The 14595-nt window shown below is 60.2% G+C and carries 13 protein-coding genes; 9 read left to right on the top strand and 4 right to left on the bottom strand.

The annotated features are described in order from the left end of the window. Positions 1–3: 3 nt before the first annotated feature. Both POI8812_RS16540 and POI8812_RS16545 read right to left on the bottom strand, forming a co-directional pair. Positions 4–522 (bottom strand): hypothetical protein, encoded by a 519-nt coding sequence (locus POI8812_RS16540; protein ID WP_146186188.1) that lies wholly within the window; start codon positions 520–522, stop codon positions 4–6. Continuing rightward, positions 519–1097 carry a DUF1285 domain-containing protein gene (locus tag POI8812_RS16545; protein WP_108783801.1) on the bottom strand — a complete coding sequence of 193 codons (579 nt, stop codon included), beginning with the start codon at positions 1095–1097 and terminating at the stop codon, positions 519–521. Before POI8812_RS16545 ends, POI8812_RS16540 begins: the two co-directional genes overlap by 4 nt. 98 nt (positions 1098–1195) lie before the next feature. Between POI8812_RS16545 and POI8812_RS16550 the strand changes: the two genes are divergently transcribed. Genes POI8812_RS16550 through POI8812_RS16565 form a run of 4 tightly spaced genes read left to right on the top strand, consistent with a single transcriptional unit; the run spans position 1196 to position 7927 of the window. Further along, positions 1196–2206: an AAA family ATPase gene (locus POI8812_RS16550; protein WP_108783698.1), complete on the top strand. Its 1011-nt coding sequence runs from the start codon at positions 1196–1198 to the stop codon at positions 2204–2206. Continuing rightward, positions 2203–3072 (top strand): DUF58 domain-containing protein, encoded by an 870-nt coding sequence (locus POI8812_RS16555; RefSeq protein WP_108783699.1) that lies wholly within the window; start codon positions 2203–2205, stop codon positions 3070–3072. The genes POI8812_RS16550 and POI8812_RS16555 overlap by 4 nt, the downstream gene beginning before the upstream one ends. Further along, positions 3069–5831 (top strand): DUF4159 domain-containing protein, encoded by a 2763-nt coding sequence (locus tag POI8812_RS16560; protein ID WP_108783700.1) that lies wholly within the window; start codon positions 3069–3071, stop codon positions 5829–5831. The genes POI8812_RS16555 and POI8812_RS16560 overlap by 4 nt, the downstream gene beginning before the upstream one ends. Beyond that, positions 5828–7927: a hypothetical protein gene (locus POI8812_RS16565; RefSeq protein WP_108783701.1), complete on the top strand. Its 2100-nt coding sequence runs from the start codon at positions 5828–5830 to the stop codon at positions 7925–7927. Before POI8812_RS16560 ends, POI8812_RS16565 begins: the two co-directional genes overlap by 4 nt. A 3-nt stretch (positions 7928–7930) precedes the next feature. Here POI8812_RS16565 and POI8812_RS16570 read toward each other — a convergent pair whose 3' ends face one another. Then, positions 7931–8629: a DUF599 domain-containing protein gene (locus POI8812_RS16570; RefSeq protein ID WP_108783702.1), complete on the bottom strand. Its 699-nt coding sequence runs from the start codon at positions 8627–8629 to the stop codon at positions 7931–7933. A 137-nt stretch (positions 8630–8766) separates the two neighbouring features. Here POI8812_RS16570 and POI8812_RS16575 point away from each other — a divergent pair, with 137 nt between their 5' ends. The 5 genes from POI8812_RS16575 to POI8812_RS16595 all read left to right on the top strand — a co-directional run bounded on the left by POI8812_RS16575 (position 8767) and on the right by POI8812_RS16595 (position 14209). Next, on the top strand, positions 8767–10197 hold the full coding sequence (locus POI8812_RS16575) for an FAD-linked oxidase C-terminal domain-containing protein (protein WP_108783703.1): 1431 nt from the start codon (positions 8767–8769) through the stop codon (positions 10195–10197). Next, the gene (gene glcE / locus POI8812_RS16580; protein WP_245895448.1) at positions 10194–11342 is read left to right on the top strand and encodes a glycolate oxidase subunit GlcE; all 1149 of its coding nucleotides are present in this window, start codon (positions 10194–10196) and stop codon (positions 11340–11342) included. The genes POI8812_RS16575 and glcE overlap by 4 nt, the downstream gene beginning before the upstream one ends. Before the next feature lie 81 nt (positions 11343–11423). Next, the gene (gene glcF, locus POI8812_RS16585) at positions 11424–12716 is read left to right on the top strand and encodes a glycolate oxidase subunit GlcF (RefSeq protein WP_108783704.1); all 1293 of its coding nucleotides are present in this window, start codon (positions 11424–11426) and stop codon (positions 12714–12716) included. A gap of 99 nt (positions 12717–12815) precedes the next feature. Beyond that, positions 12816–13601, top strand: a complete 786-nt coding sequence (locus POI8812_RS16590) for a trypsin-like serine peptidase (protein ID WP_108783705.1) — start codon at positions 12816–12818, stop codon at positions 13599–13601. Between the two features lie 158 nt (positions 13602–13759). After that, positions 13760–14209 (top strand): Hsp20 family protein, encoded by a 450-nt coding sequence (locus POI8812_RS16595; RefSeq protein WP_108783706.1) that lies wholly within the window; start codon positions 13760–13762, stop codon positions 14207–14209. 68 nt (positions 14210–14277) lie between these two features. Here the strand turns inward: POI8812_RS16595 and POI8812_RS17740 are convergent, their stop codons facing one another. After that, the gene (locus POI8812_RS17740; protein ID WP_162844990.1) at positions 14278–14448 is read right to left on the bottom strand and encodes a hypothetical protein; all 171 of its coding nucleotides are present in this window, start codon (positions 14446–14448) and stop codon (positions 14278–14280) included. Positions 14449–14595 lie beyond the last annotated feature (147 nt).

Consider the following 14595-nt stretch of genomic DNA (forward strand, 5'->3'; position numbering starts at 1 on the left):
ACTCTATCTGAACACGCAGGAAATACCGGCCCACATGTTGGAAATCTCGCCTGCCTCGATCAAGCCATAGAACCCTTCGGCGTCAAATTCCCGCCCAAGCGAATCCATAACGATCTGCGTGGCGTAAGTGGCGGTGAGCTGCCCTTCACTGTCGCCAAGTCCGATCCCGTCGCGGGTTTCCAAGGTGGAACTTGGCGTAAGGGACCATCCCGCGAATTCTCCATCAAAGAAATGGAGTGAGATTTCTTCGTAATTTACGAAATCCAGCGGGCCTGCTCCGCACTCAGCATTGCTGGTGCGCCCGGAAGGTGTGCCAAGAGCACGTGTTGCCGCGAGAACCGTTTCACCCTCTAGTGCGCCGAATGCGACGAGGCCGTCTGTTCCTTCCCCCGGAACAATGAAACCCGATCGGGCGAGCGAGAATTCGATTTCCGTGGAAGGCGCCTGTGAGGTGTTTGTGTCCGCCGGTGCACACGCGGCCAACGGCATCAAGGCAATCACTCGAATTGATATACGTTTCATTGCAGCTCCGCCGCAGGGACAAAGGGAAAGAACTCACCGCTGGACCAGATCCCAAACCAGTCCGTTCCCTCAACGTCGTGGGTCTCGCCAAGTTCCACAAGGCGGTAGAAACTTTTGCGATCGATCAACGCCTCAAGATTGCGCCGGACCAGAATGTAAGGCGACGGCTCTCCTGTTTCGGGGTCACGCACAACCCTGATGGGGTGTTTCGCGCTTGCAATAACTTCGTCATCGACATGGGTTGTGAACGTCAGAACCTGCTGATCTGCCGCTTCATCAACGGAGAAGTCGATGGCAACAAAGGGCGCGTCATCCACCACTATGCCGACCTTCTCAACCGGTGTGACGAGGAAGTACTGATCACCCTCACGCTTTAGGATGGATGAGAACAATTTGACCAGCGGGCGGCGGCCTATCGGGGTGCCAAGATAGAACCACGTCCCGTCTCGGGCGATTCGCATGTCGAGATCGCCGCAGAAAGGTGGGTTCCATTTTTCCACTGGCGGCAACCCGCGAGGGGCCGCTCGCTTAACTGCGCTTGCGATTCCATCTGCGGTGGGGGCCTGTGCGGTCATGTCGCTCACCATTTCGTGCCTTTCGGTCAGGTTGGATTTCGCTTCTTGTGTCAGAGTGCTACTTAGCAGGGTAACGGCTCAAGACACGAGGTTTCGCAATGGTTGACCAAACTGACGCAGCGCTTGATGCGATTGAACAGGCTGGCGTGAAGCTTGGTGCGGCGCGCGCGATGGTGCAACGGGCCATTGTTGGTCAACGCGATGTGGTCGACCTGTCGCTCGCCGCGATCCTTTCTGGTGGTCATGGCCTGTTGGTTGGTGCTCCGGGTTTGGCCAAGACCCTGCTTGTTGAAACGCTGGGCACGGTTTTGGGTCTGAATGCCAACCGGATTCAGTTCACCCCCGATTTGATGCCTTCGGATATTCTGGGCGCTGAAGTGCTCGAAACGGCGTCGGATGGCACGCGAGCTTTCCGCTTCATCGAAGGTCCAATCTTTTGCCAATTGCTGATGGCAGACGAAATCAACCGTGCGGGGCCCCGTACGCAGTCCGCGCTGTTGCAGGCGATGCAGGAAAAACATGTGACCGTCGCGGGTGCGCGCCGTGATCTTTCTCCACCCTTCCACGTTCTAGCGACGCAGAACCCGATTGAGCAGGAAGGCACATACCCGCTCCCCGAGGCGCAGCTTGATCGCTTCCTCTTTCAGATCGATGTCGATTATCCCGACCGGGATGAGGAGCGGGCAATCCTTCTTGCGACGACTGGCAGTGCTAACGCGCATGTCGAGCCAGTGTTGAGTGGGGCTGAGCTGATTGCGATGCAGGCGCTGCTGCGCGAGATGCCGGTGGGGGAACAGGTCGTGGAGGCGATCCTCGACCTCGTGCGCTCTGCGCGTCCAGGCAGCGGTGAGGCTGGCGCGGAACTGAACGAGGCCGTCGCATGGGGGCCGGGGCCACGGGCGGCACAGGCTCTGATGCTTGGCGTGCGTGCGCGCGCGCTGCTGGATGGGCGACTTGCGCCGTCGATCGACGACGTAAGCGCCCTTGCAAAACCAGTGCTGGTCCATCGTATGGCGCTCAATTTCGGGGCCCGCGCGGAAGGCGCATCGCTTCCATCCATCATTGATGGGCTGGTTTCTCGACGTTTGGGCCAGCCGGTCGCCGCATGAGTGAGGCCGCGGCCCATCTGAGAGCCCGCGCCGAAGGCAGCGCGCGAAGTTTCCCCGCGCTCCTTGCGCGCGCGGACAGGCTCGCCATGACCATCGTGCCTGGTGCACATGGGCGGCGGCGTGCGGGGCCGGGTGAGGAGTTTTGGCAATACCGTCGGATGCAATCGGGCGAAAGCGCGGCCGGTATTGATTGGCGACGCTCGGCGCGATCAGACGCGACTTATCTGCGACAGACAGAATGGGAGGCGCCTCAGACTGTCTCAGTTTGGGCGGATCCGGGTGCCTCGATGGATTACCCTCAGGGATCTGAGACAAAGCGGGATCGCGCCCGCCTTCTCGCCATGGCGACGTGTATCCTTCTCGAGCGCGGGGGGGAGCGGTTCGAGGTCGCCGGGGCGGGGCTGCGCCCGTCATCTGGGCGCCGGCAGTTGGATGAAGTAGCCCTCGCGCTGGACGGACTGACCTCTGATCGGGAATTCGGGCTACCTGTTCCGCCGTCAACGCCAACGGCCGCGCAGGTTCTCATGTCCGATTTCCTGTCACCCGGCCCGGAGCTGGAGGAGGCTCTGGCACGCATTGGTGAAAGCGTCACGCCTGGTGTCCTGCTCCAGATCATCGACACGACGGAAGAGACGTTCCCATTTGATGGTCGAACAGAATTTCGCTCGGTTGGTGGTGGGCTGGTTTTCGAGACACAGCGGGCGCGCCAATTGAAAGCTGCGTATCAAGAGCGGCTGGAAGAGCGGCGTGCGATGCTGCTGGCCTTTTGCGCGCGCACGGGCTGGAGAATGGCCGTGCACAGGGTGCAAGAGCCATCGCGCAAGGCGCTCACGTGGCTTTATGCGGCGATCGGCGGTAGCGTATGATTGCGTTGGGATCACTCGCGTTCCTCGCGCCAGTGCTACTCTTGGCGCTGGTAGCTCTTCCAGTGTTGTGGCGGCTTTTGCGCGCCACCCCGCCTGCGCCGGTTCGCAGGCGTTTTCCCGGGATCGCATTGCTCCTCGGACTGAAAGACTCAGAGCGTGAGCCCGCTCGCACGCCTTGGTGGCTGATGCTGCTGCGGGTTGGGGCGCTGGCCCTCGCAATTCTGGGGCTCTCTCAGCCGGTGCTGAACCCTGATCAGGTCACTGCTGACCGCGACAGACCGCTCGTCATCGCGCTCGACGGTGGCTGGGGGAGCGCGCCGCATTGGTCCCGCATGACGGCAGAAGTGCGCACGGCGCTGGAGGGGGCCTCCCGCGCTGGCCAGCCTGTTCATCTAGTGAACCTCGCCGAAGAGAGGCCTGATCTTGGGCCACGCCCGGCCAATGACTGGTTGGGATACGTCGATGCGATGGAGCCAAGTGGCTGGCTGCCCGATCGGGAGGCCGCCGCTCAACATATCACGGCGCTTCCTGATGGCGTTTCGACTTTGTGGCTGAGCAGCGGTTTGGGCGGGCTCGGTGGGCTCGATGGTGCCTTCTCCGCATTGGGTCCGCTTACGGTCGTGCTGCCTGAGACGACGGCACTTGCAATCCGGCCGCCCCGCTCGGTCGATGGTGCACTTGTCGCCGATGTGGTGTCGGCACGTGCTGCCGAGCCGGATTTGTCGGCAGTTCGCGTAAATGCGATCGGCCGTGATGCATCGGGTATAGAGCGGATCCTCGACACGACAGAGGTGACGTTCGAGCCGGGAGCCTTCGTTGCAGAGGCACGTTTCGCGCTGCCCTTGGAGCTGCGAAACAGGGTGACACGTATCGCGCTTGCAGCGCCGTTTGCCAGCGCCGGCGGCACGTCTCTGACCGATGACGGCATCAAGCGGCGCCGAATTGCACTCGTCGCAGGGCAGCGTAGTGAGGAGGGGCGCAGGCTGGCCGATCCGCTTCACTATCTGCGAACAGCGCTTACGCCTGTGGCAGATTTGGTTGAACCCCAGCTTGCCGAAGTGTTGGAGGCGCGCCCCGACATTGTGATGTTGGTCGATGTCGGTCAGGTGCCGGCCAGCGTGGAAGCAGACCTACTGGAATTCATTGACGACGGCGGCATCCTTGTTCGGTTTGCCGGTCCCCGGCTTGCCGCAAGCGGGGCAGGGCAGACGATGCGCGACCCATTGTTGCCGGTCCGGCTGCGGGCTGGCGGGCGCAGTCTGGGAGGCACGATGAGTTGGGGCGATCCCCGGCGCCTGCGCCCGTTCGGCGCGAATACGCTCTTCGATGGGCTGCTTCCGCCGGACGAGGTTGAAGTCTCCGCGCAGGTTATGGCGCAGCCGGATCCCGATCTTGCAGAGCATACAGTTGCCGCGCTCGAAGATGGAACACCGCTCGTGACCGCGCGCAGCGTTGGAAATGGACAGATCATATTGTTCCACGTCACAGCGAATGCCAGCTGGTCTAGCTTGCCACTGTCCGGCCTGTTTCTCGACATGCTTGAACGCATCAGCCGATCGGTAGCTCGAACCCAGGACGAAGCGCCTCAGCTGGCCGGGGCGACGTGGGCGGCACAAGCGCTTCTGGACGGACGCGGAAATTTGCGGGATGTGGGCGATCGTCCCGGTATTGCTGGCGAGGTATTGGAACAGGAGGTGCCGTCCGCGGCGGCGCCCGCCGGGCTCTATACGGCTGGGGAGCGTAGTTTCGCGCACAATATCCTTCGTGCAGATACAGTTCTGGCACCGATGCAGCCGCCGAGTGCCGATCTTGTCCGCAGTTTCACCGCGCCCAGCCAGCGTGATTTGACGTCCCATTTTCTTACCGGAGCAATTGTTTTGCTGCTTATAGACATACTCGCAACACTCGCCCTGGGCGGTCGGCTTAAGCCAGGCGGGCGGGCGGCAATTGGCGCTCTGTTCGTTGCTGTTGCGTCGGGCTTTCCCGGCACAGGTGTTCAGGCTCAAGACGATGTGCGGGCGACCTATGCGACCTCGGAAACCGTACTGGCATATGTCGAGACGGGCGATGCCGAAGTCGATCGCATTTCACGCGCGGGGCTGACTGGGTTGTCGCTGGCGTTGACACGGCGCACGGCCATCGAGCCTGATCCGCCTGTCGCAGTGAACCTTGAACGGCATGAGCTTGCCTTCTACCCGCTGATCTACTGGCCGATCACGGATCGCCAGCAACCCCTTTCCGAGACTGCAGCTGCAAGGGTGGACGCCTATCTGCGCGGCGGCGGTATGATGCTGATCGATACCCGAGATGCGAACCTGACAACCGGGCGGGACGGGCCCAATTCGGGTCTGTTACAAAGATTGGCGGGCAATCTTGACTTGCCGCCATTGGAGCCGATCCCGGAAGATCATGTTTTGACGCGGGCATTCTATCTGCTCGATCAGTTTCCCGGGCGCTATATCGGGCCGCCGGTTTGGGCGGAGGCATCCCTTGCGCCAGAGACGGTGGATGGAATGCCATTCCGCACGCTCAATGATGGGGTCTCTCCGGTCATCATAGGGGCCAATGATTGGGCGGCTGCTTGGGCCGTTGATGAGACCGGCAATTTCATCCGACCTGTTGGACGTGGATTGACCGGGGAACGTCAGCGCGAGATCGCGCTGCGGTTCGGTGTGAACCTTGTCATGTATGTGATGACGGGGAACTACAAATCCGATCAGGTTCACGTGCCCGCATTGCTCGAAAGGCTGGGGCAATGATCGAAGGATCGGTGATCTTCTCACCACTTGTGGCGGGTTGGCTGTTGTTGGCACTGGGCGCCGCGACAGTCGTGCTCTGCGCTTATGCGGCGTGGATGCGGCTGGGCGGTTGGTTCCTGCGGGGGCTCGGTGCTGCGGTTCTGCTCATGGCACTTGCCGGACCTAGTCTGAAGGAAGAGGATCGCGAACCGCTGGCAGACATCGCCTATCTGATCATTGACCAGACCGGCAGCCAGTCGATTGCCCCACGACCAGAGCAGTTGGAGCGTGCGCGCCGCGCCATGTCAGAGCGGCTTGATCGCCTGCAAGCTGCGTCTGATGCTCCGTTGGAGTGGCGAGAACTCACTGTGACAGATCCACCCGCCGCGGACGAGGAACGGGGCACCCGGATCATGGCGGCCCTTGCCGAGGCTGCGAGCAGCGCGGGCGCTGACCGGATTGCGGGTGCAATCATCGTGACGGACGGCCAGGCGCATGATGTACCGGAAACCCCCGACTTTCCTGCCCCAGTACACGTCCTTCTCACTGGGCAGGAGGACGAATGGGATCGCCGCCTTGTGGTCGAAGCGGCCCCGGCATTCGGCATTGTTGGTGAAACTGTCGAAATGACAGTGATGATCGAGGAGCTGGGCGAGGTGCCTGCACCTGCGCGATCGTTGCCGCTCGCGATTTCGCTCGACGGGGAACGGGTCACCACGGTGCCCATTCCAGTTGGCGAAAGCCTGACATTTACCGTTCCGATTGATCGCGGCGGTCGCAATCTGCTTGAGCTTGATTTTGAAGCAGAAGGTGGTGAACTGACGGATCGTAACAATGGCGCGATTGTTGAGATCAACGGGGTGAGAGACCGCCTGCGTGTGCTTCTCGTTTCGGGGGAGCCGCATGCCGGAGGACGGACATGGCGCAACTTGCTGAAGTCGGACGCATCCGTCGATCTCGTTCATTTCACGATTTTGCGCCCCCCCTCCAAACAGGATGGCGTGCCTGTCTACGAGATGAGCTTGATCGCATTTCCGACGCGTGAATTGTTCATGGAGAAGATCGACGAATTTGATCTGATCATCTTTGATCGCTATCGCCGTCGGGGCGTCTTGCCGGTGCCCTATCTTGAGAACATAGCGCGCTATGTTGAGGACGGGGGCGCGGTCCTTGTTGCGTCCGGTCCTGCCTTTGCCGGGGTGGAAAGCCTTTGGCGCACGCCGCTTGCTTCCGTTCTTCCAGCTGATCCGACGGCACGCGTTCTTGATGACGGGTTCTATCCTACGATTTCCGATTTGGGACGGCGCCATCCTGTGACAGCCACGTTAGAGGATTTCGCTCCGGCTCCCGTCGCGGAGGATGGCACCCCGGGTTGGGGCCGATGGTTCCGATTGGTCGAGTTGGCACAGCGCTCTGGCAATACGGTAATGGAGGGAACTGATGGCCGTCCCCTCCTGATCCTCGACCGGGTTGGCGACGGACGCATCGCTATGCTGGCATCTGATCATGCGTGGCTTTGGTCGCGCGGGTTTGAGGGAGGCGGACCACAAGATGAATTGCTTCGCCGACTTGCGCACTGGCTAATGGCTGAACCAGAGCTGGAGGAAGAGGTGCTGCAGGGCAACGTGACCGCTCAGCAAGAACTACTGATCACCCGCCGGACCCTGCTGACCGAAACGCCGGACGTTGTCGTGACAAGGCCGGATGGTGAGATGGTGTCCGTTGAAATGACGGAGCAGGCGCCGGGTCAGTGGGAAGTGACCCTTCCAGCCGAGATAATGGGGGTTTACCGTCTCGTCGATGGTGATGTGCGCGGCGTTGTGCCTGTCGGGCCGAGTGCTCCGCGTGAATTCGAAAATGCCCTTTCGACAGCCGATGTTTTGGCGCCGTTGGTGGACCTGAACGATGGCGCAGTCTTACGTGTGGCCGATGGCCTGCCCGAGTTGCGGCGCGTTGCAGAGGGTCGCACGGCGGCAGGGCGCAACTGGATTGGACTGGCCGATCGCTCTGCCTACACTGTTACAGATGTGAGCCTGACCCCGCTCGCACCTGCATGGCTTGTCCTGCTGCTGGCAGCGGCGTTTATAATAGGTGCATGGCGGATTGAGAGCCGCTGAACGCTAGTCCGCCAAGAGCGCCGTGCGCGACATTGAGAAGAATTCCCGCCGGATATGCACGAGCGTGGTAAGCGTGCACGCGGCGATGAACCACGCCGGTCCCAACAGCCAAGCAATCGCTGCAATGGCAAAATAGAGTGCCCGCAGCCCACGATTGAAGCTGCGGGCGGCATAGGAGTTCAGCCGAGCCGCGCGGATCGCTGTGCGCTTGGCCTCGTGGGTCGTGCCGTCATTCGGCATCGCAGCCATCACAATCGCGCAATAGCTGAACAGGCGGTTGGACCAGACAAATTTCAGGAATGCGAACGCAACGATCCCAATCACGAGAAGGAGCTTCAGTTGGACGGCCTGTGCGGGGACATCCGGCAAAATACCGCGGCCTGCACCAATCAGCATATCCGGCTGTCCGATCACGGCAGCCAGTCCGCCGATCACGATCAGCGTTGTGGATCCGAAAAAGGCCGTGCTCTGCCGGATTCCATTGAGAATGGCGCTGTCGAAGATGCGCACATCGCGACCGGCCATCTCCTCCATCCAGCGATAGCGGAAGCGCTTCATGAGGACGTGAACGGAGGGATGGGACGTTTCATCCTTCTCAATGCGCCAGGTCAGAACGATCCAGATCGAAAACACCCAGACAAGTGCTACGCCATCCAGCCAGCCGAAAGTCGTAAGGATTTCAGTGATAAACGGATCACCCATGCTGTGCCATGCCCTCCATATGCTGTCAGCCTGACCCTATTGCGGGGGCGATTTCGTCGCAAGTTCTGCAAAGGGACTCGCCAATCGGCAAAATTGGTAATATAAACAAACCAATTTCGCAAATGAGGTGCCAGCCCATGCAGATGCCCGATCCCAACCAGATGATCCTCGATCGCAAGGCGCATATCGTTGCTCGTCTGCAGGACGTTCTTCCGGACGATGCGGTGATCCATTCTGACAACGAGGTGCGCGCCTATGAGTGTGATGCACTGACCGCCTATAAATGCCCTCCGCTCGCCGCAGTCCTGCCCGCCAACACGGCAGAGGTCGCAGCCGTCTTGCGCATTTGTCATGAAGAGCGGGTGCCGGTGGTCCCTCGCGGTTCGGGAACGTCTCTTGCGGGCGGCGCGCTTCCGACTGCGGATGCGATCATTTTGGGTGTGTCCAAGCTGGCGGATGTTCTTGAGACGGATTACGACAATCGCTTCATCCGGGTGCAGACCGGTCGGACCAATCTGAGCGTCACCGGCGCGGTCGAGCACGAGGGTTTTTTCTACGCTCCCGATCCCTCGAGCCAGCTGGCCTGTGCGATCGCAGGCAACGTTGCGATGAATTCGGGCGGTGCGCATTGCCTGAAATATGGTGTGACCACGAATAACCTGCTGGGCGTCACGATGGTGACGATGGAAGGTGAAGTTGTGGAAATTGGCGGGGCGCATCTGGATGCATCCGGCTATGATCTGCTTGGATTGATTTGTGGCTCTGAGGGACAGCTTGGCGTGGTTACGGAGGCAACGCTGCGCATTCTGGCCAAGCCCGAAGGGGCCCGGCCGATCCTTATGGCCTTTGACAGCAATGAAGTGGCAGGGGCCTGTGTGTCGGACATCATACGTGCAGGTGTTCTTCCCGTCGCCATCGAGTTCATGGACCGTCCCTGCATCGAAGCTTGCGAGGCCTTCGCAAAAGCGGGCTACCCGGATTGCGAGGCGCTGCTGATCGTTGAGGTTGAAGGATCCGAGGCGGAGATCACCGAACAGCTTGAGGCGATCAAGGCGATTGCGGTCACCCACAACCCAGTTGAGATGCGAGAGAGCAAGTCAGCCGCAGAAAGTGCTGCGATCTGGCTTGGGCGCAAATCGGCCTTTGGCGCGATGGGTCAGATCAACGACTACATGTGTCTGGACGGTACAATCCCTGTGAGTGAGCTGCCGCTTGTCCTGCGCCGCATCTCGGAATTGTCCGACGAGTTCGGCTTGAAGGTCGCAAACGTGTTCCATGCTGGCGACGGCAACATGCATCCACTGATCCTGTTTGATGCGAACAAGCCGGGAGATTTGGAAACCTGCGAGGCTTTTGGAGCGGAGATTCTGAAACTCTGCGTTGAGGTCGGCGGGTGCCTCACGGGTGAACATGGCGTTGGAATCGAAAAACGGGATCTGATGCATGTGCAGTTTGACCACGCCGATCTTGAGATGCAGTTGCGCGTGAAAGATGTGTTCGATCCGGGTTGGTTGCTGAATCCGGCCAAGGTCTTCCCGCTCGACGTGACAGAAGGGCGTCGGCAATGAGTGAGGTCCTTGAGCGCGTAGTGCGCCCCGCAGCCGAGGCGGAGCTGGCGTCCATCGTGAAGGAGGCTGTGACAAGCAAATCTAGCTTCCAGATCCGGGGGGGAGATACGCGCCCCATCGGCAATCCGCTGGCGGCGGCACAGGTACTGGAAACCGGCGGTCTGACCGGTATCACACTTTATGATCCAGGCGCGCTGACGCTTGTCGCAAGGGCGGGCACACCGCTCTCGGACATTGAGGCGGCGCTGGATGCAGAAGGCCAGATGCTTCCGTTCGAGCCAATGGACCACCGCGCATTGCTTGGGACAACGGGAACACCAACGATTGGGGGTGTCGTCGCGACCAATGCGTCCGGACCCCGCAGGCTGAAGGCGGGAAGCTGCCGTGACAGCCTGATCGGCGTGCGTTTTGTGACCGGTGAAGGCGAGGTGGTGAAGAATGGCGGGCGCGTGATGAAAAACGTGACCGGTTATGACCTCGTGAAACTCATGGCGGGCAGCTACGGCACACTGGGTGTCATGACGGAGGTCAGCTTTAAGGTGCTGCCAAAACCGCAGGCAACGGCGGTTTTGTTGTTTGAGGGGTTGGACACCGCCGAGGCAACTGCCTGTCTTGCCGATGCAATGCGGTCCCCGTTCGATGTCTCTGGAGCAGCCCATATCCCAGTTGGGGTGGATGGTGCGCCCGTGACGATGATCAGGATCGAAGGGTTGGAGCAAAGTGTAAGCTACCGCGCCGATGCGCTTGCCAAAGAGCTGCGCGCCCACGGCACCGCAGAGATCGAGACCGACCCGGTGCGAACCGAGGCGGGCTGGCGCTACGTCCGGGATGCAGAAGCGTTCAGCGGAAAGCCTGGCGACGTGTGGCGCGTGTCTGTCAAACCGTCGGATGGCCAGAGGGTGATCGCTGCGGCGGGGGCTGAGGACGCGTTTTTGGACTGGCAGGGCGGTCTTGTCTGGCTGCGCATGGCTGAGGGTGTGCCACTTCGGGATCGTATTGCAGATATTCCCGGCCATGCGACGTTGATCCGGGGGGCGGGCCAGCGGGCCTTCCAGCCTGAACCGATGGCGCTGTCTCGCCTTGCCCAAGGACTGCGTGCGAAATTCGATCCGCATAGCCTGTTCAATCCCGGCCGAATGATCTGAGCACCGCAACGCCCCGGCTCCATCGGGGGCCAATACCCTTCGAGATAAATCCGGATCAGTTTCGGGACAGGATAACGAGTTATGCAAACCACCTTTACGCCCGAGCAACTGACAAACCCTGGCACCCAGCGTGCGAATGAGATTTTGCGCACCTGCGTGCATTGCGGATTCTGCACGGCCACCTGTCCGACATATCAGGTCCTAGGGGATGAACTCGATAGCCCAAGAGGGCGCATCTACCTGATCAAGGACATGCTTGAGAATGAACGCAAGCCGGATGAGAAGACCGTCAAGCACATTGATCGGTGTTTGTCCTGTCTGGCGTGCATGACCACCTGTCCGTCCGGTGTGCACTACATGCATCTGGTCGACCACGCGCGCGAATATATCAACGAGCATTACGACCGCCCGCTGATGGACCGTCTGTTGCGGTGGACGCTTGCGCGCATTTTGCCTTACCCGAACCGGTTTCGTCTTGCTCTTGGGGCTGCAAAGCTGGGCCGACCGCTTAAGCGGTTCATGCCTGACCCGCGCTTGAAGGCGATGTTGGAGATGGCTCCGCGCGATATTCCTTCGCCCTCGCGCAACGACCGGCCACAGACATTTCCTGCGCAGGGGCAGAAAATTAAGCGTGTTGCCTTGATGACCGGATGCGCGCAGCGGGCGCTGAACACGGATATCAACGATGCCACAATCCGCATCTTGCGCCGGCACGGTGTCGAAGTCGTCGTTGCGAAGGGCGCTGGCTGTTGTGGTGCACTGACTCATCACATGGGCAAAACAGAAGAAAGCCACGGTTCGGCCGCCGCCAATATCCGCGCTTGGGTGAAGGAGATCGAGGGGGACGGCCTCGACGCCATCGTAATCAACACCTCCGGCTGCGGAACGACGGTAAAAGACTATGGTCATATGTTCCGCAATGATGCACTGGCAGAAGACGCTGCAAAAGTATCCGCGCTCGCGATGGACGTCTCGGAAGTGCTGGAACAGCTCGATCTGCAAGGCGAGGCTGAGCCGCTGCGCGTGGCCTATCATGCGGCCTGCTCGCTGCAACATGGACAACAGATCAAGGACACTCCTAAAGCGCTGCTGCGCAAGGCCGGGTTCAAGGTTGTCGAGCCGCAAAACGGACATCTGTGTTGTGGGTCAGCGGGCACCTACAACCTGATGCAACCGGAAATCTCTGGTGAGTTGAAAGCCCGCAAGGTCGAGACATTGGAGGCAACGCACCCGGACATCATTTCTGCCGGCAATATCGGTTGTATGATGCAGATCGGGTCTGCCACCGAGGTGCCCATCGTTCATACCGTTGAATTGCTCGACTGGGCCACGGGAGGCCCCAAACCGCGGGCGCTGGTTGCGGAGGACGCTTAGACTTCTTCATGTTCCGGCGGACCTGCCAGCTGTAGAACCCAGGTTGGCGATTGAACCCTGCATGTGCGCCTGTCATGCTGCGCCGGTGGGGAGAGCGCGATGAGACTACTTCTGTCAGCACTGGTATGTGGCCTGCTTTGGGGAGCGTCCGCAACGGCGCAAGATGGCCGGCGAATGTTGACCGCAGCAGAGGCCGAGGATTGGCAGGCCGTCGGTCGTGTCAATATTCAGGGCGACAAGTTTTGCACGGGCGCATTGATCGCGCCTGACAGGGTGCTGACAGCCGCGCATTGCGTTTTCAATGACGTGTCCAATCGTCTCGTCCAGGCCGACGAAATTCATTTCCTCGCGGGATATAGGCTAGGTGAATATCACGCCCACCGCCGCGTGCGACGCGTGATGGTCCATCGTGACTATGACCCGCTACTGCCATCGAGCGAGTCGCAGATCGTCGCTGATATTGCCGTATTGCAGTTAGAGGCGCCGATCAATTCTGTCCGTCCATTTGAACGAGAGTTGCGCCCGAGGGCGGGGGATTCCATCGCGATCGTGTCGTATGCGCGCGACCGGCCCGAAGCACCGTCGATCCAAAGACCATGCGAGACGCTGCGGGTGCAGGATCGGTTTGTGGTGATGGACTGTGACGTCACTTTTGGGGCGTCGGGAAGTCCGGTGTTCTCGTTCCGCAATGGTCGTCCGCGCATCACCTCGGTCGTTTCCTCGATCGGACGCCGCTTCGGATCCGACGTGCAGGAGGCTTACGGTGCCGCCCTCGATGACGGGGCGCTTGATTCCGTACTCTACGACATTGCACGCGGCGGCTCAGAGCGGGTCATTCGCAGACCAGGGGCAGGGTCAATCGCGTCACAGCTAGGGCGCGAGTAAGGCCTTCCGCTTTTTGCAGGTGGGGACTTGAACGGCTGAACCTGCCTTCCCAAATAGGGTGATGTGAGACGCCGACAGCCGGGTTTCACATTTTAAAACAAGGGCCTGTCCATGTGGAAGGTCCGCTGCAAACCGTATCGCTTGTGAAAGGATGCACCATGCGTACCTATGATTTTTCGCCGCTCTACCGTTCCACCGTTGGCTTTGACCGTCTGGCCCAGATGCTCGACAGTGTCACCACGGACAATGCACAGACCGGCTATCCTCCGTACAATATCGAGAAGACGGGCGATGATGCCTATCGCATCTCCATCGCCGTTGCTGGCTTTTCGGAAGATGAGATTACGGTTGAGGCCCGCGACGGGCAGCTCGTGATTTCCGGCAAGAAGGTTGAGGAGAAAGAGGAACGGAAGTTCCTGCATCGCGGTATCGCGACCCGCGCCTTCGAGAAGCGGTTCCAGCTCGCCGATCACGTCCGTGCCGAAACGGCGCTGACCGAGAATGGTCTGCTCCATGTCGATCTCGTGCGCGAGGTGCCTGAAGCGCTGAAACCACGCCGGATCGAAATTCAGAGCAACCGTGCCATCGAAGGCACTGTTGACGCCTGATAATTTCTCCGGACAGGGAAAGGGCCGCTCTTCGGAGCGGCCCTTTTTTTTGTACGAAAGTGGTTGAATCAGACGTCTGCCGGCGTGCCTGTTGACGATTTATCGGCGGCCATAGTGCTCTTGCGTGCGTTCGGATCGTCCATGCGGCTCTGCACGGCTTCCTTCGACCAGAGGGCCCAAGCGCATCCTGCAAGCAAGGTCATCATGGCCAGAAGCGGAACGAGAAATGCTGCGTCCATCTTGAAATCTCCTAAAGTTATGAATGGTATGGGCAGATAACGCAGGGCGTGGCCGGATGGTTCACCGGGGCCGAAAGATTAAACTGAACCTTTGTTCAATTTATTTCTTTACCTTGGGACAGCTCGTGCGTTAGCTTTCTTTCAAAC

Origin of the sequence: Pontivivens insulae (assembly GCF_900302495.1) — a bacterium.
GTDB classification, from domain to species: Bacteria; Pseudomonadota; Alphaproteobacteria; order Rhodobacterales; family Rhodobacteraceae; genus Pontivivens; species Pontivivens insulae.

What these genes read in the sequence shown, in the direction of transcription:
- POI8812_RS16555 (WP_108783699.1), top strand. Translation starts at nt 2,203, where the DNA reads ATGAGTGAGGCCGCGGCCCATCTGAGAGCCCGCGCCGAAGGCAGCGCG.
- POI8812_RS16560 (WP_108783700.1), top strand. Translation starts at nt 3,069, where the DNA reads ATGATTGCGTTGGGATCACTCGCGTTCCTCGCGCCAGTGCTACTCTTG.
- POI8812_RS16550 (WP_108783698.1), top strand. Translation starts at nt 1,196, where the DNA reads ATGGTTGACCAAACTGACGCAGCGCTTGATGCGATTGAACAGGCTGGC.
- glcF (WP_108783704.1), top strand. Translation starts at nt 11,424, where the DNA reads ATGCAAACCACCTTTACGCCCGAGCAACTGACAAACCCTGGCACCCAG.
- POI8812_RS16540 (WP_146186188.1), bottom strand. Translation starts at nt 522, where the DNA reads ATGAAACGTATATCAATTCGAGTGATTGCCTTGATGCCGTTGGCCGCG.
- POI8812_RS16565 (WP_108783701.1), top strand. Translation starts at nt 5,828, where the DNA reads ATGATCGAAGGATCGGTGATCTTCTCACCACTTGTGGCGGGTTGGCTG.
- POI8812_RS16595 (WP_108783706.1), top strand. Translation starts at nt 13,760, where the DNA reads ATGCGTACCTATGATTTTTCGCCGCTCTACCGTTCCACCGTTGGCTTT.
- glcE (WP_245895448.1), top strand. Translation starts at nt 10,194, where the DNA reads ATGAGTGAGGTCCTTGAGCGCGTAGTGCGCCCCGCAGCCGAGGCGGAG.
- POI8812_RS17740 (WP_162844990.1), bottom strand. Translation starts at nt 14,448, where the DNA reads ATGGACGCAGCATTTCTCGTTCCGCTTCTGGCCATGATGACCTTGCTT.
- POI8812_RS16570 (WP_108783702.1), bottom strand. Translation starts at nt 8,629, where the DNA reads ATGGGTGATCCGTTTATCACTGAAATCCTTACGACTTTCGGCTGGCTG.
- POI8812_RS16545 (WP_108783801.1), bottom strand. Translation starts at nt 1,097, where the DNA reads ATGACCGCACAGGCCCCCACCGCAGATGGAATCGCAAGCGCAGTTAAG.
- POI8812_RS16575 (WP_108783703.1), top strand. Translation starts at nt 8,767, where the DNA reads ATGCAGATGCCCGATCCCAACCAGATGATCCTCGATCGCAAGGCGCAT.
- POI8812_RS16590 (WP_108783705.1), top strand. Translation starts at nt 12,816, where the DNA reads ATGAGACTACTTCTGTCAGCACTGGTATGTGGCCTGCTTTGGGGAGCG.